Source organism: Pseudomonas anguilliseptica, from assembly GCF_900105355.1.
Classification (GTDB): Bacteria; Pseudomonadota; Gammaproteobacteria; order Pseudomonadales; family Pseudomonadaceae; genus Aquipseudomonas; species Aquipseudomonas anguilliseptica.
In genome coordinates this window covers 3,593,335-3,618,827 of the sequence record NZ_FNSC01000001.1, presented here as the reverse complement: position 1 = coordinate 3,618,827, position 25,493 = coordinate 3,593,335, and the positions used below count along the sequence as shown (strand labels likewise).

General features: G+C 58.9%; 21 protein-coding genes, 3 tRNA genes and 2 pseudogenes. 18 read left to right on the top strand and 8 right to left on the bottom strand.

Annotated elements, in window-relative coordinates; genetic code table 11:
* Positions 1-3 precede the first annotated feature (3 nt).
* The 3 genes from BLW24_RS17690 to BLW24_RS17680 form a co-directional block, all read right to left on the bottom strand.
* Positions 4-1,104, bottom strand: a complete 1,101-nt coding sequence (locus BLW24_RS17690; protein WP_090384974.1) for an amino acid ABC transporter permease — start codon at positions 1,102-1,104, stop codon at positions 4-6.
* A 9-nt stretch (positions 1,105-1,113) separates the two neighbouring features.
* On the bottom strand, positions 1,114-2,298 hold the full coding sequence (locus tag BLW24_RS17685) for an amino acid ABC transporter permease (protein WP_090384969.1): 1,185 nt from the start codon (positions 2,296-2,298) through the stop codon (positions 1,114-1,116).
* A gap of 101 nt (positions 2,299-2,399) precedes the next feature.
* On the bottom strand, positions 2,400-3,428 hold the full coding sequence (locus BLW24_RS17680; protein WP_090384964.1) for an amino acid ABC transporter substrate-binding protein: 1,029 nt from the start codon (positions 3,426-3,428) through the stop codon (positions 2,400-2,402).
* Positions 3,429-3,905: 477 nt separating this feature from the next.
* Here BLW24_RS17680 and BLW24_RS17675 point away from each other — a divergent pair, with 477 nt between their 5' ends.
* From BLW24_RS17675 to rhlB, 5 genes and pseudogenes are all read left to right on the top strand, one after another.
* Positions 3,906-4,565, top strand: a complete 660-nt coding sequence (locus tag BLW24_RS17675; RefSeq protein ID WP_090387785.1) for an alpha/beta hydrolase — start codon at positions 3,906-3,908, stop codon at positions 4,563-4,565.
* Positions 4,566-4,587: 22 nt separating this feature from the next.
* Positions 4,588-6,489, top strand: a pseudogene (locus tag BLW24_RS17670) (acyl-CoA synthetase).
* Between the two features lie 197 nt (positions 6,490-6,686).
* Positions 6,687-7,625, top strand: a pseudogene (locus BLW24_RS17665) (GGDEF domain-containing protein).
* A 128-nt stretch (positions 7,626-7,753) separates the two neighbouring features.
* Positions 7,754-8,917, top strand: a complete 1,164-nt coding sequence (locus BLW24_RS17660; protein WP_090384960.1) for a dipeptidase — start codon at positions 7,754-7,756, stop codon at positions 8,915-8,917.
* Positions 8,918-9,021: 104 nt separating this feature from the next.
* The gene (gene rhlB / locus BLW24_RS17655) at positions 9,022-10,467 is read left to right on the top strand and encodes an ATP-dependent RNA helicase RhlB (protein ID WP_090387784.1); all 1,446 of its coding nucleotides are present in this window, start codon (positions 9,022-9,024) and stop codon (positions 10,465-10,467) included.
* Positions 10,468-10,540: 73 nt separating this feature from the next.
* Here rhlB and dinB read toward each other — a convergent pair whose 3' ends face one another.
* Together dinB and BLW24_RS17645 are read right to left on the bottom strand one after the other, a co-directional pair.
* Positions 10,541-11,602 carry a DNA polymerase IV gene (gene dinB, locus BLW24_RS17650; protein ID WP_090384954.1) on the bottom strand — a complete coding sequence of 354 codons (1,062 nt, stop codon included), beginning with the start codon at positions 11,600-11,602 and terminating at the stop codon, positions 10,541-10,543.
* 23 nt (positions 11,603-11,625) lie between these two features.
* Positions 11,626-11,841, bottom strand: a complete 216-nt coding sequence (locus BLW24_RS17645) for a hypothetical protein (protein ID WP_090384947.1) — start codon at positions 11,839-11,841, stop codon at positions 11,626-11,628.
* A gap of 205 nt (positions 11,842-12,046) precedes the next feature.
* On the opposite strand from BLW24_RS17645, the gene BLW24_RS17640 reads away from it, so the two are divergent.
* From BLW24_RS17640 to rimO, 5 genes are all read left to right on the top strand, one after another.
* Positions 12,047-12,123: transfer RNA gene (locus tag BLW24_RS17640), tRNA-Met, on the top strand.
* A gap of 120 nt (positions 12,124-12,243) precedes the next feature.
* Positions 12,244-12,320 (top strand) — tRNA-Met (locus BLW24_RS17635).
* 122 nt (positions 12,321-12,442) lie between these two features.
* Positions 12,443-12,519, top strand: a tRNA-Met gene (locus BLW24_RS17630).
* Positions 12,520-12,654: 135 nt separating this feature from the next.
* Positions 12,655-13,206, top strand: coding sequence for a cytochrome b (locus BLW24_RS17625; protein WP_090384941.1), 552 nt, complete (start codon positions 12,655-12,657; stop codon positions 13,204-13,206).
* 142 nt (positions 13,207-13,348) lie between these two features.
* Entirely contained in the window at positions 13,349-14,671 is a 1,323-nt protein-coding gene (gene rimO / locus BLW24_RS17620) for a 30S ribosomal protein S12 methylthiotransferase RimO (RefSeq protein WP_090384937.1), read from the top strand.
* A gap of 98 nt (positions 14,672-14,769) precedes the next feature.
* Here the strand turns inward: rimO and BLW24_RS17615 are convergent, their stop codons facing one another.
* Positions 14,770-15,738 carry an integron integrase gene (locus BLW24_RS17615; protein ID WP_090384933.1) on the bottom strand — a complete coding sequence of 323 codons (969 nt, stop codon included), beginning with the start codon at positions 15,736-15,738 and terminating at the stop codon, positions 14,770-14,772.
* A gap of 173 nt (positions 15,739-15,911) precedes the next feature.
* Between BLW24_RS17615 and BLW24_RS26020 the strand changes: the two genes are divergently transcribed.
* Positions 15,912-16,067 (top strand): hypothetical protein, encoded by a 156-nt coding sequence (locus tag BLW24_RS26020; protein WP_167360391.1) that lies wholly within the window; start codon positions 15,912-15,914, stop codon positions 16,065-16,067.
* 37 nt (positions 16,068-16,104) lie between these two features.
* Positions 16,105-17,133, top strand: coding sequence for an IS30 family transposase (locus tag BLW24_RS17610; protein WP_090375993.1), 1,029 nt, complete (start codon positions 16,105-16,107; stop codon positions 17,131-17,133).
* 420 nt (positions 17,134-17,553) lie between these two features.
* Here BLW24_RS17610 and BLW24_RS17605 read toward each other — a convergent pair whose 3' ends face one another.
* Positions 17,554-18,243, bottom strand: coding sequence for a transposase (locus tag BLW24_RS17605; protein ID WP_090384928.1), 690 nt, complete (start codon positions 18,241-18,243; stop codon positions 17,554-17,556).
* Between the two features lie 199 nt (positions 18,244-18,442).
* On the opposite strand from BLW24_RS17605, the gene BLW24_RS17600 reads away from it, so the two are divergent.
* From BLW24_RS17600 to BLW24_RS17585, 4 genes are all read left to right on the top strand, one after another.
* Entirely contained in the window at positions 18,443-19,423 is a 981-nt protein-coding gene (locus tag BLW24_RS17600; protein ID WP_090384923.1) for an IS5 family transposase, read from the top strand.
* Between the two features lie 435 nt (positions 19,424-19,858).
* The gene (locus BLW24_RS17595; RefSeq protein WP_244161191.1) at positions 19,859-20,143 is read left to right on the top strand and encodes a hypothetical protein; all 285 of its coding nucleotides are present in this window, start codon (positions 19,859-19,861) and stop codon (positions 20,141-20,143) included.
* A 151-nt stretch (positions 20,144-20,294) separates the two neighbouring features.
* Positions 20,295-20,624, top strand: a complete 330-nt coding sequence (locus tag BLW24_RS17590; protein WP_090384918.1) for a YegP family protein — start codon at positions 20,295-20,297, stop codon at positions 20,622-20,624.
* Positions 20,625-20,755: 131 nt separating this feature from the next.
* Positions 20,756-21,475 (top strand): COG3650 family protein, encoded by a 720-nt coding sequence (locus BLW24_RS17585; RefSeq protein ID WP_244161190.1) that lies wholly within the window; start codon positions 20,756-20,758, stop codon positions 21,473-21,475.
* On the opposite strand, the gene BLW24_RS17580 is transcribed toward BLW24_RS17585, so the two are convergent.
* Positions 21,420-22,511, bottom strand: coding sequence for an IS630 family transposase (locus BLW24_RS17580; RefSeq protein WP_090375546.1), 1,092 nt, complete (start codon positions 22,509-22,511; stop codon positions 21,420-21,422). The two genes, BLW24_RS17585 and BLW24_RS17580, sit on opposite strands and share 56 nt — an antisense overlap.
* 203 nt (positions 22,512-22,714) lie before the next feature.
* Here BLW24_RS17580 and gap point away from each other — a divergent pair, with 203 nt between their 5' ends.
* Positions 22,715-23,722, top strand: coding sequence for a type I glyceraldehyde-3-phosphate dehydrogenase (gene gap / locus BLW24_RS17575; protein WP_090384915.1), 1,008 nt, complete (start codon positions 22,715-22,717; stop codon positions 23,720-23,722).
* A 136-nt stretch (positions 23,723-23,858) separates the two neighbouring features.
* The gene (locus tag BLW24_RS17570; protein WP_090384911.1) at positions 23,859-25,478 is read left to right on the top strand and encodes an NAD(P)/FAD-dependent oxidoreductase; all 1,620 of its coding nucleotides are present in this window, start codon (positions 23,859-23,861) and stop codon (positions 25,476-25,478) included.
* Positions 25,479-25,493: the final 15 nt, after the last annotated feature.

The window sequence follows — 25,493 nt, the reverse complement described above, 5'->3', positions numbered from 1 at the left end:
CTCCTAACGCTTGTGGCCGGTGTCCAGCTTGCGCTCCAGATGTTGGGAGTAGCGGGACATACCAAAACAGAAAATCCAGAAAATCAGCGCGGCGAACACATAGCCTTCAGTGGCCATGCCCAGCCAAGCCGGATCGGTGGTGGCTTGCTTGATGCTGTTGAGCAGGTCGAACAGGCCGATGATGATCACCAGGCTGGTGTCCTTGAACAGCGCAATAAAGGTGTTGACGATGCCGGGAATAACCAGCTTCAGGGCTTGCGGCAGAATCACCAGCCCCATCATCCGCCAGTAGCCCAGGCCCATGGCCGCAGCGGCCTCGTACTGACCTTTGGGAATCGCCTGCAGGCCACCGCGCACCACTTCGGCGATATAGGCCGACTGGAACAGGATCACCCCGATCAGCGCACGCATCAGCTTGTCGAAGCTCAGGCCCTCGGGCAGGAACAGCGGCAACATTACCGAGGACATAAACAGCACGGTAATCAACGGTACCCCGCGCCAGAACTCGATAAAGGTCACGCAGATCACCCGGATCGCCGGCATATCCGAACGGCGTCCCAGCGCCAGCAGAATGCCCAGCGGCAAGGCGCCGGCAATAATACCCACAGCGGCAATCACCAGGGTCAGCATCAGGCCGCCCCACTGGCTGGTGGACACGGTCGACAGACCGAAGAAGCCACCGTGCAGCAGCCAATATGCCAGCAGCGGATAGACCACCAGGAAAGCCAGGCCATAAATGGCCTTGCGCGGCATCTGCGGCACGAACAACGGTGCAGCACCGATGACCGCCAGCCACAGAGTCAGGTCAACGCGCCAACGCAGCTCGCTCGGGTAAAAACCGTACATAAACTGGCCAAAGCGCTGCTGCACAAACACCCAGCAGGCCCCACCGCTGGTGCAGTCGGCACGGGTGGTACCGGTCCAGTCGGCATCAATAAAGGCCCACTGGATCAGCGGCGGCACCATCAGCCACACCAGATACGCTGCAAACAGCGTCAGCAGGGTGTTGAACCAGCTGGAGAACAGGTTGGCGCGCAGCCAACCGACCACACCGACGCTGAGCGCGGGTGGCGGTAGATCAGGTTTGAACGTATGAGTTTGCATGGCTGCTCCTTACCGCTCGATCAGCGCAATGCGCTTGTTGTACCAGTTCATCAGCATGGAAATGCTGATACTGATCGCCAGGTACACACTCATGGTGATGGCAATCACCTCGATCGCTTGCCCAGTCTGGTTGAGTACCGTACCGGCGAACAGCGAGACCATGTCCGGATAACCGATACCGGCGGCCAGCGAAGAGTTCTTCGCCAGGTTGAGGTATTGGCTGGTCAGCGGCGGAATGATCACCCGCAGCGCCTGCGGAATGATCACCAGACGCAGGGTCTTGCCTGCGGGCAGCCCCAGAGAGCGCGCAGCCTCGGTCTGCCCGTGGCTGACCGCCATGATCCCGGAACGTACGTTCTCGGCGATAAAGGCTGCGGTGTAGATGGTCAACGCCAGGGTCAAGGCCATCAGCTCAGGAATCAGCACCCAGCCGCCACGGAAGTTGAAGCCCGTCAGCTCCGGCACACTCCACTGCAGCGGATTACCGCCCAACAGCACAGCCAGGCCAGGCAAGACCAGCAACAGCGGAATCGCTCCCAGCGATACCGGGAACAGCTGACCAGTGGCTTCAAAACGTGCCTTCGACCAACGCGACAACAGAACCACGCCGATGATTGCGACAATCACCGCACCGGCAAACAGACTGAAGTTGTCCCCCGGGCTCGGTGCCGGCATATACAGGCCACGGCTGTTAAGGAAGAACGTCTCGCCAACGCCCATGCTCTGCCGCGGCCCTGGCAGGGAGAGCATCACAGCGAAGTACCAGAAGAAGATTTGCAGCAGCGGCGGGATATTACGGAACGTCTCGATGTACACGGTGGCCAGTTTGCTGACCAACCAGTTCGGCGACAGACGCGCCACACCCAACAGGAAACCCAACAGCGTCGCCAGGACAATACCAATCACCGACACCAACAAGGTGTTGAGCAGGCCCACCACGAAAACACGCCCATAGGAGTTGCTTTCGTCGTAGTCGATCAGGTGCTGGGCAATGCCAAAACCGGCGCTGTTATTGAGAAAGGAAAAACCGGAGGTGATCCCGCGTTTTTCCAGGTTGGTCTGGGTGTTGTCAAACAGAAACCAGCCGAGCGCCACAACGGCGATAACGGCAAGAATTTGAAATAGCCAGGCACGCGCCTTGGGGTCGGTCCAGACCGATCCACCGGGGCACGGGACATTTGCAGTGGTTTGCATAGAAGCCCTCTTGGAACCCTCATGCCCGCATTAGCGGGCATGAGGTTCACATCAATCAGAACAATGCCAGCCACTCAGGACGAATGGCTGGCAACGGACGGTCAGCGCACCGGCGGTGCGTACTGCAGACCACCTTTGTTCCACAGGGCGTTGAGGCCACGCTCAATCTTCAGCTCGCTGCCGGTACCGACGTTGCGCTCAAAGCTCTCACCGTAGTTGCCCACTTGCTTGACGATCTGTACGGCCCAGTCTTTCGGCAGTTTCAGATCTTTGCCGAACTCACCTTCAGCACCGAGCAGACGCGCTACATCGGGGTTCTTGGTGGATTTGGCCTGCTCTTCGACGTTGGCCGAAGTCACGCCCAGCTCCTCAGCGTTGACCATCGCATAGAGCGACCAGCGCACGATGTCGAACCACTCTTCGTCACCCTGGCGTACGACCGGGCCCAGTGGCTCTTTCGAGATCACTTCCGGCAGTACCACGTAGGAGTTCGGATCGGCCAGTTTGATGCGCTGTGCGTACAGCTGCGACTGGTCGGAGGTCAGCACGTCGCAACGGCCAGCTTCAACCGATTTGGCGCTCTCGTCGGAGGTATCGTAGGTGATCGGGGTGTACTTCATGCCGTTGGCGCGGAAGTAGTCGGAGAGGTTCAGCTCGGTGGTGGTACCTGCCTGGATGCAGACAGTTGCGCCGTCGAGTTCCTTGGCGCTGGAAACGCCAAGCTTCTTGTTAACCAGGAAACCTTGACCGTCGTAGTAGTTGACGCCGGCAAAGTTCAGACCCAGGCCCGAATCACGCGAGCTGGTCCAGGTGGTGTTGCGCGAGAGGATGTCGACTTCGCCAGACTGCAGCGCGGTGAAGCGCTCCTTGGCGGTCAGCGGGCTGTACTTGACCTTGGTTGCATCACCGAATACTGCGGCAGCAACTGCGCGGCATACGTCAACGTCGAGACCCAGGTAGTTACCCTTCTCATCGGCGTAGGAGAAGCCAGGCAGACCATCGCTGATACCGCACTGTACGAAACCTTTCTTCTGGATCGCGTCCAGAGTAGCGCCTGCTTGAGCAAAACTGCTGACACCGAGAACAGCGGCGGTGGTCAGTACTGCCAATGTGGATTTCACCATCTTCATTAAAACCTCCAGTTGCTTTTGTTGTGTTTGGAGTCTCGGTTCTACCACCGTACCCTTATGGGGCTCGTTGACTGTGTCGGCAGCAACACACTCAACCGGGGATCAAACCTTAGCGCGAGTTTAGTTGCCGATTGCTCCAGCGGCCATAAACTCTTACCCGCCCATTATTTGAATGGGCCAGAGACAGATAGCAAGTGACTTGTCGCACAGCATGCAGCGCCTGGCGAACCTGTGAAACGCCAGCAAAGGCATTTCAGTCTGCTCCGTGCCCAGTTTGGTGGCAGTGTTACCACGACCCGGCAACGTCATCAGTCTCTAGGGTGTATAGCAAGGCCCGTACCAGCGCCGCGCTTTGAGCACCATACGGACATGTCAAGAGCAAAACTTGCACCCTGGCGACAACTTCTTTCTAGAATCGCCACCCCTAAAATTTCTCGCGCACTAAATCAGCGCGCGCGCACCACAGCGGAGCTTCAGATAAGCGAACCCTTGATTCTTCAGCCCACACTTGCCGCAGACGCGTGCGTCATTTGGTTGCACGGCCTGGGTGCCGATCGCTACGACTTTATGCCGGTAGCCGAGATGCTGCAGAAGCGCTTGCACAGCACCCGCTTCGTTCTGCCACAAGCGCCGACCCAGGCGGTAACCATTAACGGCGGCTACGCCATGCCCAGCTGGTACGACATTCTGGCCATGAGTCCGGCCCGGGCGATCAACCGCGAGCAGCTGGAAGCCTCGGCGCAGCAAGTGATCGCACTGATCGAAGCGCAGCGTGACAGCGGCATTGATCCTGCGCGCATCGTTCTCGCCGGTTTCTCCCAGGGCGGCGCGGTGGTGCTGCACACCGCCTTCCTGCGCTGGCAGTTCGCCCTCGGCGGAGTTATCGCCCTATCGACCTATGCACCGACCTTCAGCGACGACATCCAGCTGGCGGATACAAAAAAACAACTGCCGGCCCTGTGTTTGCATGGCACATTCGACGACATAGTTCTGCCGGCCATGGGCCGCGCGGCCCATGACTACCTGAGTGCCTCTGGCGTCAGCGTGCAATGGCGTGATTACCCGATGGGCCACGAAGTGGTGAATGAGGAAATCCGCGACATCGCCGATTGGCTGGAGCAACGGTTCACCAGTTGACTGTCTACGAGCGAAAACATTTATGCCTGCCATCCCTACGATCAAGACCCTGTGCGATATCCAGCTGATCGAGCAAACCCCACTGGCCGAACGCGACCTGCCGGCCAATACCTATGAGCTGATCCGCCGCAGTGCAGCGCGGCAAGCGGATGCACCGGCACTCTCGTTTATCCTCCAGGGCACGGCAGACGAGGCGGCTTACCGCCTCAGTTATGGGCAACTGCTGGGCAAGATCACCCAGACCGCCAACGCCTTTCATCGCTTGGGCCTACGCCCAGGTAAGGCGGTATCGTTTCTGCTGCCGAACCTGCCGCACACCCACTTCACCATCTGGGGCGGCGAAGCGGCCGGGATCGTCAACGCGATCAACCCACTGCTCGACCCGGAACATATCGCCGAACTGATCCAGGCCTCGGATTCCGAGCTGCTGGTTACCCTCGCGCCCTTCCCCGGCACCGACCTGTGGGCCAAGGTCGAAGGCCTGCGCGAGCAACTGCCTGCGCTCAAGGCGATTATCTGTGTGGACATGGCCAACCTGCTGCCGGAGCCACAACGCAGCGCCATCAAGGCGCAGCGCGGGCCATTGCCGGACTGTGTGTTGGATTTCGATGAACTGATCGCCAGCTGCCCGGATGATCACCTGGAAAGCGGCCGCGTGATAGCGCCGGATGACATCGCCAGCTACTTCCACACCGGCGGCACCACTGGCACACCTAAGCTCGCGCCGCACAGCCACGGCAACGAAGTGGCCATGGCCTACAGCATGAATCTGGTCACCGGCTTCGCGCCGGGTGATGTCACCCTCTGCGGCCTGCCGCTGTTTCACGTTAACGGCGTGATTGTTACCGGCCTCACCGCTTTTATCGGCGGCGCCGAAGTGCTGCTGGCCACCCCACAGGGTTATCGCAATCCCAACCTGATTGGCAATTTCTGGAAGATCATCGAACGCCACAAGGTCAGTTTCTTCAGCGGCGTACCGACCATCTACGCCGGCCTGCTGCAGATACCGAGCTGAGGTCATGACCTCAGCTCGCTGAAATACGCGCTGTGCGGTGCCGCACCGATGCCGGTGGAGCTGATCCGCCAGTTCGAAAGCAAAACCGGACTGACCCTGATCGAAGGCTACGGCCTGACCGAAGGCACCTGCGGCAGCTGCGCCAACCCGCCTGCTGGCGAGCGCCGCCCCGGCTCCATCGGCCTGCCGATGCCCTATTGCGAGGTGAGCATCAAGATCCTCGACGAACAGGGCAACTATCTAAGAGAGGCCAATCGCAATGAAATCGGTAACCTGTGCATCCGTGGTGCCACGGTGTTCAAGGGATACCTGCAAAGCAGCAAGAATGCCGGCATCTGGGTCGACGGCGATTGGTTCAACACCGGCGACCTGGGCCGCGTGGATGCCGATGGCTATATCTGGCTGACCGGGCGCAGCAAGGATCTGATCATCCGTGGCGGCCACAATATTGACCCGCAGATGATCGAAGAAGCGCTGCACAAGCACCCCGCAGTAGCCATGGCCGCTGCGGTCGGCAAGCCTGATGAGAAAGCCGGCGAGCTGCCCGTGGTCTACGTGCAACTCAAGCCCGGCGTGCAGGTCAGCGAAGCCGAATTATTGGCCCATGCTGCCGAACACATTCCCGAGCGCGCGGCGATCCCCAAGGACGCCTGGATCATCGACGCCATTCCGCTGACCGCCGTGGGTAAAAACTTCAAACCAGCGCTGCGCTTCGATGCCATTGCGCGCGTTTACCAAGCTGCGCTGGCAGAGTTGGACGCACGCCTGCGCGTGGAAGTACTCAGTGACGACAAACGCGGTCAGGTCGCCCACATCTATCTGCCAGCAGATCAGGCAGCACTGGCTAACGCGGTGAGCCAACGCCTGGCCGGCTTTGCAGTCGCCATAGAACTGCACCCCACCAAGTAAGCAAGTGTCGGCGCAAGGATCGCGCCAGATTTGTGACCAACCATTCAACTTCAATACCACTGGTCGCCCGTGCGTCTGACAAGGATTGTCAGGCCACAGGCAGCGGAATATGTTCAGGCATGGTGTTCGCCCTTAATGCAGGGAGCGTTAGCGATGCCCAACATCCCCAACCCACAACCGTCACACCTGCCGATCCAATGAAAAACGCCAAATGGCAGGCTGACCTGCAGCAACTTCGCCATCTGCGACTGTTCAACAATGTCGCCACCAGCAGCATCAGCCAGTTGCTCAAGGTATTCCGCGCCTGCGATCTGGAAGGCGGCGAAGTACTGCTGTCACCCTTCAACCGCAATCAGTACCTCTACCTGCTGCTCAAGGGTCAACTCAAGGTCTATCTCGGCTCGCTCGACAGCCAGGCTGTCAGCACTCTGAGCGTCGGCGATTGCGCTGGCGAAATCAGCTTTATCGACAATGAGCACCCGTCTGCCTATGTAGTGGCGACCGAGCCCTGCTGTGTGCTGCGCCTGCACCGCGAATCGCTGTTCAACCTATTCCAGCAATCGCCAGAATTGATGCAGAACATGCTCGAGCTGCTCTGCGACCGTGTGCGCAAAGGCAACCGAATCATTCTCGACAGCGAACATACGGCCAATATCGACGCCCTCACCGGCGCCTATAACCGCCGCTGGCTGGAACATATCTTCGAACGCGAAAGCACCCGCAGTGCCTTCAACGGCAAGCCACTGTGCATGCTGATGCTTGATGTCGACCATTTCAAAGCCTACAACGATCAACACGGCCACCTCGCCGGCGACTATCCCCTGTGCCTAGTAGCGCACACCCTGCGCAATCAGCTGCGCCCCAAGGACAGCCTGACCCGCTATGGCGGTGAAGAATTCGTCATCCTGCTACCGGAAATCGGCATCGATGAGGCCCGTAGCATCGGCGAGCGGCTGCGCCTGGCGCTGCGCACTGTCAGCTCGTTCCACTCACCGATTGGCGTGCTGCCGGGAGTGACCGTGTCCATCGGACTGGCGCAGATGTAACCCAAGGACAGCCTGCAAGGCGTGATCGCCCGCGCCGACAGCGCGCTGTATCAGGCCAAGCAGCAAGGCCGCGACTGCCTCTGCGGCTAATCCTCACGGTCTGCTGCGCGTCGGCCCTGCTGCGTAAAGTCCCCGTACTGCAGTCCACCCAATCACATTTCCTACTCACTCTTGCTAGAGTGCTGCGCATAACAACAACGCCCTGATGGCACCTTCTTATGCGCAAAATTCTGATCACTCTGCTGGTAATCCTGTTGATCGCTGCGGGCAGCGTGTTTGCCCTGCCCTCCTTGCTTGACCGCAAGATGAACAGCGTCGAGTCCCCCGCCCCCTATCCCACCAACGAGCCGGCCAAGCAGCTGCATCAACAGCTGTTTATCGCCGACCTGCATGACGACGTGCTGCTGTGGGAACGCGACCTGCTCAACCGTTATGACTTCGGCCACTCCGACCTGCCGCGCATGCTCGAAGGCCATGTGGGGCTGCAGGTGTTCTCCACCGTGACCAAGACGCCGCGCGGTATCAACTATGAGCGTAACAGCGGCGAAACCGACAACATCACCCTGCTGGCCATGGCCCAGCGCTGGCCCAAGGAAACCTGGAGCAGCCTGCTGCAACGCGCGCTGTACCAGGCACAGAAGCTCAATGAGGCCAGCGCCAACAGTGACGGCCGCCTGGTGCTGATCAAAACTCGCAGCGACCTCGCCAACTTTGTCAGCGCCTGGCAGAAAGACCCGCAGCGTGTAGCGGCAATTCTCGCCACCGAAGGCCTGCAGCCGATCGAGGGCAAACTGGAGAACGTCGACGCACTCTATGACGCCGGTTTTCGCATCACCGGCCTGACCCACTTCTTTGATAACGAAATCGGCGGCTCGGCCCATGGCCTGGACAAAGGCGGCCTGACCCCACTGGGCCGGCAAGTGATCAAGCGCCTGGAAGAAAAGGCCATGCTGATCGACCTGGCCCACGCCTCGCGCCCACTGATCGAGGACGTACTGGCCATTAGCACGCGCCCGATCCTGGTTTCCCACACAGGCGTCGAAGGCACCTGCAAAGGCCCGCGCAATCTCAGCGACGAGCACCTGAAAGCTATCGCCGCCACTGGCGGAGTAATCGGTATCGGTTACTGGGATGCCGCCGTATGCGCCACCTCGGTCGAGGCTATCGTCAAGGCAATGCGCTACACAGCAGACGAGATTGGCGTGCAGCACGTAGCGCTGGGCTCGGACTTCAACGGCACCATCCATGCGCCGTTTGACGTAACGGGCCTGCCGCAACTGACTGAAGGCCTGCTCAAGGCCGGTTTCAGCCACGACGAAATTACCGCGATCATGGGCGGCAATGTGCAGCGCCTGCTGCTTGCCAACCTCCCGGAAGATTGAGTAAAAACCAGCCAGGCGCCGCTATCCGGCGTGGCACTTCGCCGCGCCGGCTTCTTGCTTTACACTGGCGGCCGTTCACTCCTTAACCAATTGATGAGATGACCGTGCTCAAAGCACTCAAGAAGATATTCGGCAAAGCCGAGGGCGAGCAGCCCAGCCCAGCAGGTCCGTCTACAGCGTCCAGCGCGCCTCGCTCCCAGCAGGACGAACGCACCGAACAACGCAGCCGCAGCCGCAGCGCCAAGCCGCGCACTGCTGAAACCGCTGAAAAACCGCTACAGAGCAAAGTAAAACCGGCGAAACCACGCCGCGAACGCCCTGCCAAACCAGTCGACACCTGGAAACTGGAAGACTTCGCCGTAGCGCCGACTGAGGGCAAGACCCGCTTTCATGACTTCAAGCTCTCCCCCGAGCTGATGCATGCGATCCATGACCTGGGCTTTCCCTACTGCACGCCGATCCAGGCGCAGGTACTGGGTTACACCCTCAGTGGTCGCGACGCCATCGGACGCGCCCAGACCGGCACGGGCAAAACCGCCGCCTTCCTGATCTCGATCATCACCCAGCTGCAGCAGACCCCGCCGCCGAAAGAACGCTATATGGGCGAGCCGCGCGCGCTGATCATCGCACCGACCCGCGAGCTGGTGGTACAGATCGCCAAGGACGCCGCCGAGCTGACCAAGTACAGCGGCCTCAACGTTATGCAGTTTGTCGGCGGCATGGACTTCGACAAGCAGCTTAAGCAGCTCGAATCGCGCTTCTGCGACATTCTGGTCGCCACACCCGGCCGACTACTGGACTTCAACCAGCGCGGCGAAGTACACCTCGATATGGTCGAGGTGATGGTGCTCGACGAAGCCGATCGCATGCTCGACATGGGCTTTATTCCGCAAGTGCGACAGATCATCCGCCAGACCCCGATGAAGGGCGAACGCCAGACCCTGCTGTTTTCCGCAACCTTCACCGACGACGTGATGAACCTGGCCAAGCAGTGGACCACCGACCCGGCGATCGTCGAGATCGAACCGGAAAACGTTGCCAGCGATACCGTCGAGCAGCACGTCTATGCCGTGGCTGGCAGCGACAAGTACAAGCTGCTGTACAACCTGATTACGCAGAACGACTGGATCCGGGTGATGGTCTTCGCCAACCGTAAGGACGAAGTGCGGCGCATCGAGGAACGCCTGACCCGCGACGGCATCAGTGCCGTACAGATGTCCGGCGATGTGCCACAGCACAAGCGCATCCGCGCCCTGGAAGGCTTCCGTGAAGGCAAGATCCGCGTGATGGTCGCCACCGACGTAGCCGGCCGCGGCATCCACGTCGACGCCATCAGCCACGTGATCAACTTCACCCTGCCGGAAACCCCGGACGACTATGTGCACCGCATCGGCCGCACCGGTCGCGCCGGCACCAGCGGCACCTCGATCAGCTTTGCCGGCGAAGACGACGCCTACGCCCTGCCCGCCATCGAGGCCCTGCTGGGCCGCAAGATCGCCTGGGAAATGCCGCCGGACGAGCTGCTCAAGCCAGTACCGCGCAAGCACTGATACATGCGCAACTAAACAAGGCGAAGCCCTGGGGCTTCGCCTTTTTTATTTTCAGCGTCTTATACAGCAGCCGTCAGGGTGCAAATAACTCCAACTGCTCGTGTTCGCCGCGCAAGTCATGCAACCGCACACCAACACCGAGCAGACGCACCGCCTTGTTGCCGCGAGCGAAGGCGGCGCTCATCAGCCGCGTATAGTTCTCCAGATCACGCCGCGCCCCACCCTGCTCCAGGGTGGTCTGACTGAAGTCATGGAACTTGATCTTGACGAAGGGTTTATCTGGCCGATAACTCGCATCCAGCCGCTCCATTCTCTTGGCCAGTTGCTCCAGCAGCGCGGGTAACTGTTCCAGGCAGGCGGCCAGATCCGGCAGATCCTTATCAAAGGTGTTTTCCACGCTGACCGACTGGCGCCGACTGTCGTTATGCACGACTCGCTCATCAATCCCGCGCGCCAGCCCCCACAAGCGCTCGCCGAAGCTGCCGAACTCCTTGACCAACGCCAGCTTGTTCCACTCGCGCAGATCGCTGCAGGTACGAATGCCCAAACGCCCGAGCTTGTCAGCCGTGACCTTGCCTACGCCATGCAGCTTGCTCACCGGTAAGGCAGCGACAAAGTCCTCAACCTGATCTGGGGTAATCACAAACAGGCCGTTAGGCTTTTTCCAGTCGCTAGCGATCTTGGCCAGGAACTTGTTCGGCGCCACGCCCGCAGAGACAGTGATATGCAACTCCTGCGAGACCCGCCTGCGAATATCCTGAGCGATACGCGTGGCGCTGCCGGCAAAGTGCGGGCTGTCGGTTACATCCAGATAAGCCTCATCCAGCGACAAGGGCTCAATCAGCTCAGTGTAATCGCGAAAGATCGCCAGAATCTCCCGCGACACCGCCTTGTAGGCATCCATCCGCGGCTTGACGATCACTAGGTCGGGACACAATTTCAGCGCTTGGCCGGAAGCCATCGCCGAGCGCACACCATAACTACGCGCCTCGTAATTGCAGGCGGCAATCACCCCACGCCGATCTGCCGAGCCCCCAACAGCCAACGGCTTGCTGGACAGGCTCGGATCATCACGCATCTCGATTGCTGCGTAGAAGCAATCACAGTCCACGTGAATGATCTTGCGGCTGCTCATCGCCAAGCCCACCGTTCCTGCGGCTACTGCTCGGCTGAACTTACAGGCGCTGCTGGCTTGGCTTCGCTCGCTGCATCCTCAGACTTGCCTATATAAGACTGGATGATCAGGATGACAATCAGCATAAAAGCCGCCAACGGCACCAACTTGGTCTTCGCCGATACGGCGGCCCCACAACCTGGACAACTCTTGGCATCGCCTGACACCTGAGCACCACAGGCTTTGCATTCAACGCTCATAACTTTCCTCCCATTCAATGGGCACGGACTCTAGCCCAACAGCCCGGTTGCGGGCTATGCCAAAAGCCAAGCTGTCCACCCAATCAGGCTCTAGCACAGGGCTCTGCAGCGCAAAACTCGCTAGCTCACGGCTAAGCATCTGAATAAAAACAACTTCTAGCCACCTTTAGGTTGACAAGGAGCATTTAGACGCTAGAATTGGCGCCGCGGGATGGAGCAGTCTGGTAGCTCGTCGGGCTCATAACCCGAAGGTCGTCGGTTCAAATCCGGCTCCCGCAACCAGATACTCAAAAAGGCCACTCAATCGAGTGGCCTTTTTGCATTTTCGCCCAACCGATTTAAGTTATTGATTAAAAACCACTAATCAATTGACAAAGCACCGTTCCTGTATAGAATGGCCGGCGCGGGATGGAGCAGTCTGGTAGCTCGTCGGGCTCATAACCCGAAGGTCGTCGGTTCAAATCCGGCTCCCGCAACCAGATACTCAAAAAAGGCCACTCAATCGAGTGGCCTTTTTTGCTTCTACCGCTCGCGCAAGCTAAGCACTTGATTAAAAACACTATTTTGTTGACAGCGCGCGATTTCTATATAGAATGGCCAGCGCGGGATGGAGCAGTCTGGTAGCTCGTCGGGCTCATAACCCGAAGGTCGTCGGTTCAAATCCGGCTCCCGCAACCAGATACTCAAAAAGGCCACTCAATCGAGTGGCCTTTTTGTTTGTGCGTGATTTAAGTGATCAGGCGCAACAAGGCGCACGGTTTGCCTATCTAAACTGGAGCCGATCCTCACTTACCGCCCGGAACCCACGCCACCATGTCCTGGAAGAACACTGAATCGCGCTACGGCAGCCTGTCCATCGCCCTGCATTGGCTGATGCTGATCCTGATTGCTGGCGTCTACGCCTGTATCGAACTCAAAGGCAATTTCCCCAAAGGCAGCGATACTCGCGAGCTGCTCAAGCAGTGGCACTTTATGCTCGGCCTCGCAGTCTTCGCCCTGGTCTGGCTGCGCTTGCTGGCCCGTGTAATCGCCCCGACGCCGACAATCCAACCCGCACTACCCAGCTGGCAAGCCATCCCGGCAAAACTGATGCACCTGACACTCTACGGCCTGATGATCGGCGCACCGCTGGCCGGCTGGCTGATCCTCAGCGCTGCTGGCAAACCCATCCCATTTTTTGGCCTGGAGTTGCCGCCACTGGTCGACAAGAACCGGGAGCTGGCCGGCACCATAAAGGAATGGCACGAGCTGGCAGGCAGCGCCGGATACTGGCTGATTGGCCTGCACGCCGCCGCAGGATTACTCCACCATTTTGTCGTACGCGACAACACCTTGACCCGCATCCTACCTAGCAAGCAGTCCTGACTCAGCTACGCAAACAGCCCCCCCTATCAAGGCGACGCTCAGCGCTGGTCAATCGCCAGCGTCGCCGCTAGAATTGCGCACTTTTTGATCAGAGGCGCGTCAAGCGCCCGGCATCCATCCGTACACGCCTGAGGTTAACGCCATGTCCACCCCCGCCACGCCGAAAGTCGGCTTTGTATCACTCGGTTGCCCCAAGGCGCTGGTGGACTCCGAGCGCATCCTGACCCAGCTGCGCATGGAAGGTTATGAAGTAGTGCCGACCTATCAGGACGCCGACGTGGTGGTGGTCAACACCTGCGGTTTTATCGACAGCGCCAAGGCTGAGTCCCTGGACGTGATCGGCGAAGCGATCAAGGAAAACGGCAAGGTCATCGTCACCGGCTGCATGGGCGTAGAAGAAGGCAGCATCCGTGACGTACACCCCAGCGTACTTTCGGTGACCGGCCCGCAGCAGTACGAGCAAGTGGTCAACGCCGTGCATGAAGTTGTACCACCGCGCCAGGACCACAACCCACTGATCGACCTGGTGCCGCCACAAGGCATCAAGCTGACCCCGCGCCACTACGCGTATCTGAAGATTTCCGAAGGCTGCAACCACAGCTGCAGCTTCTGCATCATCCCTTCGATGCGCGGCAAACTGGTCAGCCGCCCGGTTGGTGAAGTACTCAGCGAAGCCGAGCGCCTGGTCAAAGCCGGCGTCAAAGAGCTGCTGGTGATTTCCCAGGACACCAGCGCCTACGGCGTGGACATGAAGTATAAGACCGACTTCTGGAACGGCCAGCCGGTGAAAACCCGCATGACCGAACTGTGTGAAGCGCTCTCCAGCATGGGCGTATGGGTACGCCTGCACTACGTTTATCCCTACCCGCACGTCGACGAACTGATCCCTCTGATGGCCGCCGGCAAAATCCTGCCGTACCTGGATATCCCCTTCCAGCACGCCAGCCCGAAAGTGCTCAAACTGATGAAGCGCCCAGCCTTCGAAGACAAGACACTCGCGCGAATCAAAGCCTGGCGCGAAATCTGCCCGGAGTTGACCATCCGCTCGACGTTTATCGTCGGCTTCCCCGGCGAAACCGAAGAGGACTTCCAGTACCTGCTCGACTGGCTGACCGAAGCGCAACTCGACCGCGTGGGCTGCTTCCAGTACTCGCCAGTAGAAGGCGCCCCCGCCAACCTGCTCGACAACCCGGTACCGGATGACGTCAAGCAGGATCGCTGGGACCGTTTCATGGCCCACCAGCAAGCCATCAGCACCGCCCGCCTGCAACTCAAGGTCGGCACGGAAATGGACGTGCTAATTGATGAAATCGACGACCAAGGCGCCGTTGCCCGCTGCTACGCCGATGCCCCAGAGATCGACGGCAGCGTGTTTATTGCCAGCACCGACGTCAATCCGGGCGATAAAGTCCGCGTACGCATCATCGACGCCGATGAATACGACATGTGGGCCGAGCTGATCTAAACGCCACGCACGTCAGCGCAAAACCATAAAGCCCCGCACAATGCGGGGCTTTTACTATCCATCTCAACAGAAGAGCAGTCGCGACTTCGCCCCCGCCCTCACACTCGATCAAGCGGGCTAATTACCCCCAAACCGCCGCGATTGAGCACATGGGTATAAATCTGCGTCGTCTTCACATCCGCATGACCGAGCAATTCCTGCACCGTGCTGATGTCCTGGCCACTTTCCAGCAGATGAGTCGCAAAAGAATGGCGAAAAGTATGTGGCGTCGCCGGCTTGATAACTCCAGCACGCCTGACCGCCTTACGTACCGCACGCTGGATGGTTTTCTCATGCAGGTGATGACGGAAGATCCCCTTGGAACGCGGATCCTGTGAGCGATTGACTGACGGAAAGACAAACTGCCACACCCACTCTGCGGCAGCGTTCGGATACTTACGCGCCAGTGCGAACGGCAAGTTGGCGCGACCAAAACCCTCAGCCAGATCGGCGCGATGCAAAACAGCGACGTTCAGCAGATGCTCCTGCAGCGGCAATACCAAGCGCTGCGGCAACATGGTCACGCGATCCTTCTGCCCTTTACCATCACGCACCAGAACTTCGCCACGGGCAAAATCGACGTCCTTGACCCGCAGCCGAAGTGCCTCCAACAAGCGCAGCCCAGCACCATAAAGTAAATTTGCCACAATCCACTGCACACCCGACAACTCTGCCAACACCCGCGCCGCCTCATCACGAGTCAGCACAACGGGCAAGTGCTTTGCCTTTTTGGCGCGGACGATGTCATCGAGCCAAGGCAATTGCACATCCAAAACATGCTTATAAAGAAACAACAGCGCCGCCAATGCCTGATTCTGCGTAGAGCCTGATACATTCCTGGCGACGGCCAGATGAGTCAAAAACGCCTCAATCTCCGCAGCGCCCATTTCCGCGGGATGCCGATAACGATGAAACCGTATGTAGCGTTTCACCCACTCGGCATAGACAGCCTCGGTACGAATCGAATAGTTTCTCAAACGGATTTGTTGGCGCACCTGCACCAACAATTTTGGCTTGCCGTCATCCATGTCGCGTTGCTCCCTGAGTAATGTCGCTTTTGTCGCGACCTACTCCAAGCTAGACAAGGACTTGCAGAACGACAAGGAACGTTATCAGACACCTTCAGGTGTTTTATGCGACAACAATGTCGCCTAATTATAGTTACCCAACGATAGGGATATCGGCGTAGATGGACACGTAAATGACATGGAATCAAGGTGACCAAAAAACGAAAAATATGCTATTAAGCGAAACCAAACAGCGCTATCGCTTAACTGCTGTTAAGGCGAACAGCGCTGTTTGGTTTCGCTGGAAGTCGCTGTTTTTTGATTTTTCCTCCGGCGGCGGCAAAAACTGAGTGCAACACCTGATCTTTCCGATACGGTGCTGCCCCTATGTCTTATTCCGAACTCAGCGTTGAAGAGCGCGCCACTATTCAAATCGGTCATGCCCAAGGCTTTAGCCTGCGCAAGATTGCCCACCTGATCAACCGATCCCCCTCGACTATCAGTCGCGAGTTGCGCCGTAATCGAGAGGTCTGCGGTCGTTACTCGGCCCGTGCGGCGCAGCAGCAGATGAGAGCCCGGCGCCAAGTCTGCCGGCCCAAGCGAAAGCTGCTGCCCGGTAGTGAACGCTTCGAGTTGGTGACCCATATGCTGCGTGAGCGTTTGTCTCCCGAGCAGATTGCCGGCAAGCTGCGCAGCATGAACATACCCAGCCTCAGAGATGCCTACGTCTGTCGCGAGACGATCTATACCGCGATCTATGCCTTGCCGGTCGGCGAGCTGCGCAAGGAGCTGATTATCTGCCTGCGCCAAAGCAAGACGACGCGCAGGCCGCGCTCTGGCGGCGTGGATCGACGTGGCCAGCTCCCGGAGCTGGTCAGTATTCACGTGCGCCCGCCGGAGATTGAAGACCGCCTGATGCCGGGCCACTGGGAGGGCGACCTTATCAAGGGCAAGGCCAACGCCTCGTCGGTCGGCACCTTGGTAGAACGCACCAGTGGCTACCTGATGCTGATCAAGATGAACGATGCGACGGCGACCTCGGCGATGGAAGGTTTCAGCGCCGCACTCAATCGTATGCCGCTGGCGATGCGTAAGAGCATGACCTACGACCAGGGCCGGGAGATGGCGCGGCACGCCGAGATCACCCAGAGAACCGGCATAGCGATCTACTTCTGCGACCCACACAGCCCCTGGCAGCGCGGCAGCAACGAAAACATCAACGGCCTCATTCGCCAGTACCTGCCCAAGGGCACAGACTTGTCGGGACACAGCCAAGAACAGTTGGATGCCATTGCACTGCAACTGAATATGCGGCCGCGTAAGCGCTTCGACTTCAAGTGCCCGATCGAAGTCATGAGCGAAGTAATGCAAGAAGCCATGGCTATGCGGCATGATGCGCCAGCGTCAATTCAATAACCGTGTTGCACTCAGCTCCTGCAACCGCCAGGGCATGAGGTTTGGCCAGAGCTTTTTGAATCTCATGAAACGCTCGATATTTTTATCAAAACCGTTATCTAAACTATCTGTACACGCCGGATTAAGTAGCCAGCATTAATGCACCGCATAACAATTGTATATGGACTCTCCCCACAAGTAGTGAGCAAAGCTTTGCTTTTGCACCTGTCGTCAGCGCGGTTGCATTCGTATATCCGGCCTGTTTTGGGCTCACCGCCCTGGCCACTCTGTAGTTCGCGCAGCGGGGGCCAAGCGTTCAATCGATCACGCGGATCATGATTGTTATCGGCCTTATTCCGCTGCAGGACTCGCCTGTTCCGACAGTGCTGCTGCTCACCACAACCACAAGAAAACCATCTCTCCCTTCTGATTACCCCGCCGTCAGGCGGGCTTTAGGCTTTGCCAGTTACCACTGAAACGCCGCTCATGGCACCACACGGCCCAGCAAATCCTGACCAACTTGTTGGCCAGGGCTACAGCCGCTTTGTTGTGGCCGATACGGGCTGCCGTCTCGACGGCCCAGCGTTGCAATTGGGTCAGTTTTTCCGGTGAGCGAGCCTGACAGCGCTGTGCTGCCAGCAAGGCCGCTCGCGAGCCGTGGATTAACAAGGTGCGCACATAGACGTTGTCCTGTCGGCTGATGTGACCCAACTTGCGCCGGTCGCCGCTACTGAATTCGCGTGGTGTCAGGCCCAGCCAGGCGCTGAGTTGACGACCACTGGCAAGTTGTTGCTCATGGGTTTTCACCGGCACCGGATAGATATCCTTGCAGCGCGCGGCCTCCAGCATCGCATCACAGTCATTACGGTCGGTTTTGTTGCGGCGTCGATACGGGCGTACATAGCGCGGGTGGATCAGCTTTATCGAATGGCCCAGTGCCTGTGCCACGCGCCCCCAGTAATGGGCCGTGCCGCAAGCCTCCATCACCCACTCGACCGGCTCAGTTTGCTCCTGTATATATCGCCTGAACGCCTCTCGGTTCAGCCGCTTGCGCTGCACCACCTGGCCGGAACGGACACTCTCGGCAACTTGGTAAACGGACTTGGCCAGATCAACCGCAATTCGTTTCATCGCGCCTCTCCCTTTGTTCAGTCACCGCGGTTCTGGGTATAGAACTGTGGCGCGGGGAGAGTCCATTACAGCATTCAAATCGTTCGCTTCGCTCACTGGGACGGGCTAGAGCCCGCCCCTTAACCAAACGTTAGGGAAACTCTGAATAAGACTTCCTGATTTTGGCAAAATGCCCGGACGCCACCCGCCGAGTTTTCCGATGAAGCAAATGACCTTCGCCGATGCCGAGTACGCCGGCAAACGCAAGCAGACCCGCAAAGAGTTGTTCCTGATCGAGATGGATCGGGTGGTGCCGTGGAAGGGTTTGATCGCACTGATCGAACCGTATTACCCCAAGGGTGAAGGCGGTCGGCCGGCCTATCCGCTGATGGCGATGCTACGTGTGCACCTGATGCAGAACTGGTTCGGCTACAGCGACCCGGCGATGGAAGAAGCGCTGTACGAGACCACTATCCTGCGGCAGTTCGCCGGGCTGAGTCTGGAACGTATCCCCGACGAAACCACCATCCTCAACTTCCGTCGTCTGCTGGAGAAACATGAGTTGGCTGCCGGCATCCTGGCCGTCATCAATGGCTATCTTGGCGACCGTGGCCTGTCGTTGCGCCAAGGCACCATCGTCGATGCCACGCTGATCAATGCGCCGAGTTCGACCAAGAACAAGGACGGCAAACGCGACCCAGAGATGCACCAGGCCAAGAAGGGCAACCAATACTACTTCGGCATGAAGGCGCACATTGGCGTGGATGACGAGTCGGGGCTGGTACACAGCGTGGTAGGCACGGCGGCCAACGTGGCGGATGTCACTCAGGTCGACAAGTTGCTGCACGGCGAGGAAAACGTGGTGTGCGCCGATGCGGGTTATACCGGCGTCGAAAAGCGCCCCGAACATGATGGGCGCGAGGTGATCTGGCAGGTTGCTGCCCGCCGCAGCACCTATAAGAAGCTGGGTAAGAGCAGCCCGCTGTACAAAGCCAAACGCAAGATCGAGAAGGCCAAGGCCCAGGTGCGCGCCAAGGTTGAGCACCCGTTCCGGGTGATCAAGCGTCAGTTCAGTTATGTAAAGACACGCTTCCGTGGCTTGGCCAAGAACACGGCGCAACTGATGACGCTGTTCGCGCTGTCGAACCTGTGGATGGCACGCCGACATTTACTGACCAATGCAGGAGAGGTGCGCCTGTAATGCGGGAAATGGCTGCCGCGAGCTACTCGCGGCGGCTAAAAACACAGAAATGAATGGGTAATCTGATCGTTTTTGATCGATTTGCCGCTTTCAAAATCGGCGGGGGCTGAAGTCAGCCAGAAATACATGGCTACTTCAGACCATCCCTTTGGCCATTCCGCCGAAAGGTTAAATGCTTACAATGCAAAAATATTAGACCATATAAGCCATAGAGTGTGAGTGTTAATGCATACAGCATTCAAATCGTTCGCTTTGCTCTCTGGGACGGGCAGAGCCCGCCCCTTAACCTAAACGTTACCCACGGCAATGACCAAACAACTAGCATCTATCCCAACACATAAACCCTGTCGAATAGTCGCCGGCCTACTGTTATCAATGCTATTGCTCCCGCTGGCCTGCTCAGCATCCCCCATAGGTACAATCACCAGAATCCACGTGCAGGAACAGGGGATCGGCCCACCGTCTGAAGGCTGCGCCAAGTTTGTGATCGAACCGGCTCAGGTACAGGCCTTCTTTGCGCGCGCGGTGCTTATTTCCGCACGTCAGCAGCATGACTTTTTCCTCTACGGCCCCTGCACTGCGCGCGGCACGTTGCAGACCCGCTATGGCCAATGGCACTGGGTTATCCGCAATCTGGGTACCGCTACGTTGACCGCAAGCAATGGCGACACATTCCTCTTGGGCGACCCAGGTCAGGAGTCGGATTTGTCCGGCGATTAACTCAGAGCAAGCAACCCATTCAAGCTCTGTCTAAATAGCTGCTCGCAAAACACTGTCACACGCCCTTGCTATGCTTTTGCCCGTCGATCACGCACGTGTGGTTACGTTGATCGCTGTTCTACCCCTTCCCTTATATTTGATGGAGGCCGCCATGGCTGGTTGGTATGAACTTTCGAAGAACGATAAAGGCCGGTTCTTTTTCGTGCTGAAGGCAGGCAATGCCGAGGTAATTTTGCGCAGTGAACAATACGAAACTCGCGCGGCTGCCGAAGGCGGCATTGCTTCGGTGCAGAAGAACTCGCCCGCCGATGAGCGTTACGAGCGCAAGGATGCCAGTGACGGACGCTTTTACTTCAACCTCAAGGCGGCCAACCATCAGGTGATTGGCACCAGCCAGATGTACAAGGCTGCGGCCAGTCGTGAGGGCGGTATTGAGTCGGTCAAGACCAATGGCCCTACGACCACCATCAAGACTGACTAACACTCAGGGCACGTCAGCCAGCAGGTTCAACCGTTCTGACTGCTGCTGAAAATGCCGTCGCCAGCGGCGGCATGCCCTTGTGATACGCCAGGGGCCTAGGTAACGTGAGCGCACTTTTCAGGAGTGCTACGATGCGTTTCAGCCGCCCTTTTTGTTTTGCCTTGTTGCCACTGCTCGCCAGTTGCCAAGTGTTTACCGAAAAACCCGCCGAGCCGGTAATTGGGCAGACACGCATGCAGGGCGAGCTGAGCCTGAATGCGGGCCAGTTGCTGTTTCGCCCTTGCCAGGAACAACGTCAATTTATCCTCAAGGAAGACAGCACAGCCGAACTGAGCAGCGATGCCAGCGCACTCTTCGCTGACGGCTACACAACGCTCTATGTTGATATGCGCGGCCAGCTACAGGCCAATGCGCAGCAAGGTGTGGATGGCCAGTTCGTACCGAACCAGGTGTACCGCGTACAGGCTGAAGGCCATGGCTGCACGGATATCAACTTCGCCCGTACCCTCCTGCGCGCCAGCGGACATGAGCCGGACTGGAATATCGCGGTAAGCAATCAGGGCCTGATCCTCAATCGTCCAGGCCAGGAACCACAGGCGTTGCCGTACCTGGAAGAGCAATTGCCCGAAGGCCGCCTCAACCTCAGCAGCGAAGCCAATGGCCAACGCCTTGATCTCTGGGTCGCCCGCCAGCGCTGCGTCGACAGCATGAGTGGCGCGGTACAGCACCTGAGCGCTGAATTACGCCTCAACGGCGAAGTCCTGCGAGGCTGCGCCTACCTAGTGGCCTGTCTGGTTAATCCAATAACTCATTCCGAATTACAGCCAGCTTTGCTCGATGCACGGAGCTGATAATCGACTCAGCCGTTTTGCTCCAGCGGAACGGCTTAGCCGAATGTTCGTTATGAGCTTCAATGAAGCGACGTATCGCCGCTCTCAGGTCAGCCACGCTGCTGAAGGCATCACGATAAAGCGCCCGTCTTTCCAGTTGCGCAAACCAGCCCTCCACGGCGTTCAGCCACGAGGCGCTGGTCGGTGTGAAGTGCAGCTTGAAACGGGGATGCTTCTCCAGCCATTCCCTGACGGCAGCGGTCTTGTGAGTCGAGCTGTTGTCCAGAATTACATGCAGGTCCAGCTCGGCGGGAGTGCTGCGGTCGATCTGTCGAAGGAACTCCAAAAACTCCTTGGCCCTGTGCCGCTGGGTGATACGGCCGATGACCTTACCCGTCAGGATGTCAAAGGCTGCGTACAGACTGGCCGTACCGTGGCGCTTATAGTCATGCGTCCGCCGCTCAATCTGCCCGGGCTTGAGCGGCAGCATGGGCTGTGTGCGGTCCAGCGCCTGGATCTGTGTTTTTTCGTCAACAGATAGCACCAGGGCGTTGTCGGGCGGATTCAAATAGAGCCCGACGACATCGACCACTTTGTCTGCAAAGTGCGGGTCGTTACTGATCTTGAAGGTTTTCAACCGGTGCGGCTTGAGGTCGGCAGCAGCCCACACCTGTGCGACCTGCCAGATGCTGACCCCAGCGTACTTGGCCATCAACCGTAGGCTCCAGTGGGTAGCTTCGCGCGGGACTCGCTGGGTCGTCAGCGTCAGGATTTCCTTGATCTTCGCTTCGTTGAGCTTGCGAGGCGCTCCACTGCGCCGCAGGTCACTCAGCCCCTCCAGACCGGTCTCCTGGTAGCGTTTACGCCATTTGAAGACCACTGGCGCAGAGACTTGCAGCTGCTCGCTGATCTCCTTGGGCGTGAGACCGTTGGCCAGCAGCAACAGAATTCTGGCCCGCTGGCCGATGCTCTGAGGCAGCGATCCCATGCGTAACCAGCCTTGCAGCATGTCGGCATCACTGGGACTCAAGAAGAATGGGGCTGCTGGCCGGGCCATATGGGAGCTCAATTCATGACGATAGAGCGCGCAGTATACTGGCCCGGCATTGGATTAACGAATTTTACAGACAGTTCATTAGGTGGCGCGCGTAACGACTGAGCGTGGATACACCGACCAATGCGCAGATAGCTGAGATAGATCAGCCGCTTGCTAGACGATTGGCCTAAGCTGCAAAGGAAGACAGCCAAAGGGATATCGTTATGCTGCGCATTGCTATCAATGGATATGGACGTATCGGTCGCTGCCTGGTGCGCGCGTTGTTCGAGCGCAAAATGGAGCAGCAGATTCACCTCACCGCGATCAATGACCTAGGTGAGCAAAGCACCCTCGCCCACCTCACCCGCTTCGACTCCACCTTCGGCCGCTTTCCTGGGGAGATCAGCCTGGACGGCGATACCCTGCTGGCAAACGGCCACCCGATCCAGCTGCTGCGTGAGCGCGAAGTAACCAACCTGCCCTGGCGTGAGCACGCGGTAGATCTGGTTCTCGAATGCACCGGCAAACTGAAAAAGCGCGAACAGGTCGAACAGCACATCAGCGCCGGCAGCCCGCGCGTGCTGCTCTCTCACCCGCTGGACAGCGCCGACCTGACCGTGGTCTATGGCGTTAACCATCAACTGCTGGGCGATCAGCAGATCGTGTCCAACGCCTCCTGCACCACTAACTGCCTGGCACCGATGGCCAAGGTACTGCACGAAGCCGTGGGCATTCGTCAGGGGCTGGTCAACACCATCCACTCTTACACCAATGACCAGAACCTGCTGGACAAGACCCACAGCGACCTCTACCGCGCCCGCGCCGCCGCGCTGTCGATGATCCCCACCAGCACTGGCGCAGCCAAAGCCATCGGCCTGGTCATGCCGGAGCTGATCGGCCGCCTGGATGGTTTATCGATACGCGTACCAACGCCCAACGTCTCACTGGTCGACCTGACCTTTACCAGCGAACGCCCGACCAGCCGCGAAGCGATCAACGCCGCGCTAAAGGCCGGCGCCTTGCAGTTGCCGCCTGGGGTGATGGAATGCAACGAGCTGGCGCTGGTGTCCAGCGACTTCAATGGCTACCCAGTGTCCTGCGTGGTCGACCTCAGCCACACCCGCGTGCAGGGCGATCTGGTCAAGGTCTTGGCCTGGTATGACAACGAGTGGGCCTTCGCCAACCGCATGCTTGATGTGATGCTGGCGTGGGTAAAGCCTGAGGCGCGCTAGCACTCAGGGTTGAGTGCTGCCACATGGCGAGCCGCTGCCGTTGATCGGCAGCGGCCTTTAGCCCGAGATCAGGCGTATAATCGCCGCCTTTTAAAGCTGCCGGGTTGCCTCCGGCCCTGAAAATGGATCGTCCCTCATGCTTCGTATCACCGAACTCAAGCTGCCCCTGGACCACCCCGACGAGGCACTACGCCCGGCCATCGTCCAGCGTCTGGGGATTGCCGACAGCGAGCTGCTCGACTTCACCCTGTTCAAGCGCAGCTACGACGCGCGCAAGAAATCCACTGAGATGCACTTTATCTACACCATCGACTGCGAGCTGCGCGATGAAGCGGCGCTGCTGGCCAAGTTCAGCGATGACCGGCATATCAGCGTCACCCCGGATACCACCTACAAACCTGTCGGCCTGGCGCCTGAGAACCTCGCAGAGCGCCCGCTGGTAGTCGGCTTTGGCCCCTGCGGAATTTTCGCCGCGCTGATTCTCGCCCAGGCCGGGCTCAAGCCCATCGTGCTGGAACGCGGCACCGAAGTGCGCCAGCGCACCAAGGACACCTGGGGCCTGTGGCGCAAGAAGGTGCTCAACCCTGAGTCCAACGTGCAGTTTGGCGAGGGCGGTGCCGGCACCTTCTCCGACGGCAAGCTGTACAGCCAGATCAAGGATCCCAAGCATTACGGGCGTAAGGTGCTTCAGGAGTTCGTCAAGGCCGGCGCGCCAGAGGAAATTCTCTACGTCAGCAAGCCACATATCGGCACCTTCCGCCTCACCGGCGTGGTCGCCACCATGCGCGAAGAGATCAAAGCGCTGGGCGGCGAAGTGCGCTTTCAGCAGCGCGTCAGCGATGTGCTGATGGAGGATGGCCAGCTTAAGGGCGTGGTGCTCGACAGCGGCGAGCAGATTCTCAGCCGCCAGGTGATCCTGGCCCTAGGCCACAGCTCGCGTGACACCTTCCGCATGCTGCACAAGCGCGAGGTATTTATGGAAGCCAAACCGTTCTCGGTAGGCTTTCGTATCGAGCACCCACAAGGACTGATCGACCGCGCACGCCTCGGTAAATACGCCGGCCATCCCAAGCTCGGCGCGGCGGATTACAAACTAGTGCACCACGCCAAGAACGGCCGCTCGGTTTACAGCTTCTGCATGTGTCCGGGCGGCACTGTGGTCGCCGCCACCTCGGAGCCGAACCGCGTGGTGACCAACGGCATGAGCCAGTACTCGCGCAATGAGCGCAATGCCAACGCCGGCATCGTCGTCGGCATCACCCCTGAGCAGGATTATCCCGGCGGTCCGCTGGCCGGTGTTGAACTGCAGGAACGTCTGGAGTCCCAGGCCTATCTGCTCGGCGGCAGCACCTACGAAGCACCGGGGCAACTGGTTGGCGACTTTATCGCCGGCAAACCTTCTACAGAGCTGGGTAGCGTCGAGCCGTCGTACAAGCCGGGTATCAAGCTGGGCGATCTGGCCCTGGCCCTACCGGATTTCGCCATCGAGGCGATCCGCGAAGCGCTACCGGCCTTCGGCAAGCAGATCAAGGGCTTCGGCCTGCATGACGCGGTGCTGACTGGCATCGAAACCCGCACCTCTTCGCCACTGCGCATCACCCGTGGCGCGGATATGCAGAGCCTCAACGTTCGCGGCCTGTACCCGGCTGGTGAAGGTGCCGGTTACGCCGGCGGTATTCTCTCCGCCGGGGTGGATGGCATTCGCGTGGCCGAAGCGTTGATCAAAGACATGCTGGGGATTGCCGAACCAGCCTAGGCCATCATCCGCAGC

Bases quoted from the DNA above. Each gene is read 5' to 3' on its own strand.
- BLW24_RS17690 (WP_090384974.1), bottom strand. From the start codon at position 1,104: ATGCAAACTCATACGTTCAAACCTGATCTACCGCCACCCGCGCTCAGC.
- BLW24_RS17685 (WP_090384969.1), bottom strand. From the start codon at position 2,298: ATGCAAACCACTGCAAATGTCCCGTGCCCCGGTGGATCGGTCTGGACC.
- BLW24_RS17680 (WP_090384964.1), bottom strand. From the start codon at position 3,428: ATGAAGATGGTGAAATCCACATTGGCAGTACTGACCACCGCCGCTGTT.
- BLW24_RS17660 (WP_090384960.1), top strand. From the start codon at position 7,754: ATGCGCAAAATTCTGATCACTCTGCTGGTAATCCTGTTGATCGCTGCG.
- dinB (WP_090384954.1), bottom strand. From the start codon at position 11,602: ATGAGCAGCCGCAAGATCATTCACGTGGACTGTGATTGCTTCTACGCA.
- BLW24_RS17645 (WP_090384947.1), bottom strand. From the start codon at position 11,841: ATGAGCGTTGAATGCAAAGCCTGTGGTGCTCAGGTGTCAGGCGATGCC.
- BLW24_RS17625 (WP_090384941.1), top strand. From the start codon at position 12,655: ATGTCCTGGAAGAACACTGAATCGCGCTACGGCAGCCTGTCCATCGCC.
- rimO (WP_090384937.1), top strand. From the start codon at position 13,349: ATGTCCACCCCCGCCACGCCGAAAGTCGGCTTTGTATCACTCGGTTGC.
- BLW24_RS17615 (WP_090384933.1), bottom strand. From the start codon at position 15,738: ATGGATGACGGCAAGCCAAAATTGTTGGTGCAGGTGCGCCAACAAATC.
- BLW24_RS26020 (WP_167360391.1), top strand. From the start codon at position 15,912: ATGACATGGAATCAAGGTGACCAAAAAACGAAAAATATGCTATTAAGC.
- BLW24_RS17610 (WP_090375993.1), top strand. From the start codon at position 16,105: ATGTCTTATTCCGAACTCAGCGTTGAAGAGCGCGCCACTATTCAAATC.
- BLW24_RS17605 (WP_090384928.1), bottom strand. From the start codon at position 18,243: ATGAAACGAATTGCGGTTGATCTGGCCAAGTCCGTTTACCAAGTTGCC.
- BLW24_RS17600 (WP_090384923.1), top strand. From the start codon at position 18,443: ATGAAGCAAATGACCTTCGCCGATGCCGAGTACGCCGGCAAACGCAAG.
- BLW24_RS17590 (WP_090384918.1), top strand. From the start codon at position 20,295: ATGGCTGGTTGGTATGAACTTTCGAAGAACGATAAAGGCCGGTTCTTT.
- BLW24_RS17585 (WP_244161190.1), top strand. From the start codon at position 20,756: ATGCGTTTCAGCCGCCCTTTTTGTTTTGCCTTGTTGCCACTGCTCGCC.
- BLW24_RS17580 (WP_090375546.1), bottom strand. From the start codon at position 22,511: ATGGCCCGGCCAGCAGCCCCATTCTTCTTGAGTCCCAGTGATGCCGAC.
- gap (WP_090384915.1), top strand. From the start codon at position 22,715: ATGCTGCGCATTGCTATCAATGGATATGGACGTATCGGTCGCTGCCTG.
- BLW24_RS17570 (WP_090384911.1), top strand. From the start codon at position 23,859: ATGCTTCGTATCACCGAACTCAAGCTGCCCCTGGACCACCCCGACGAG.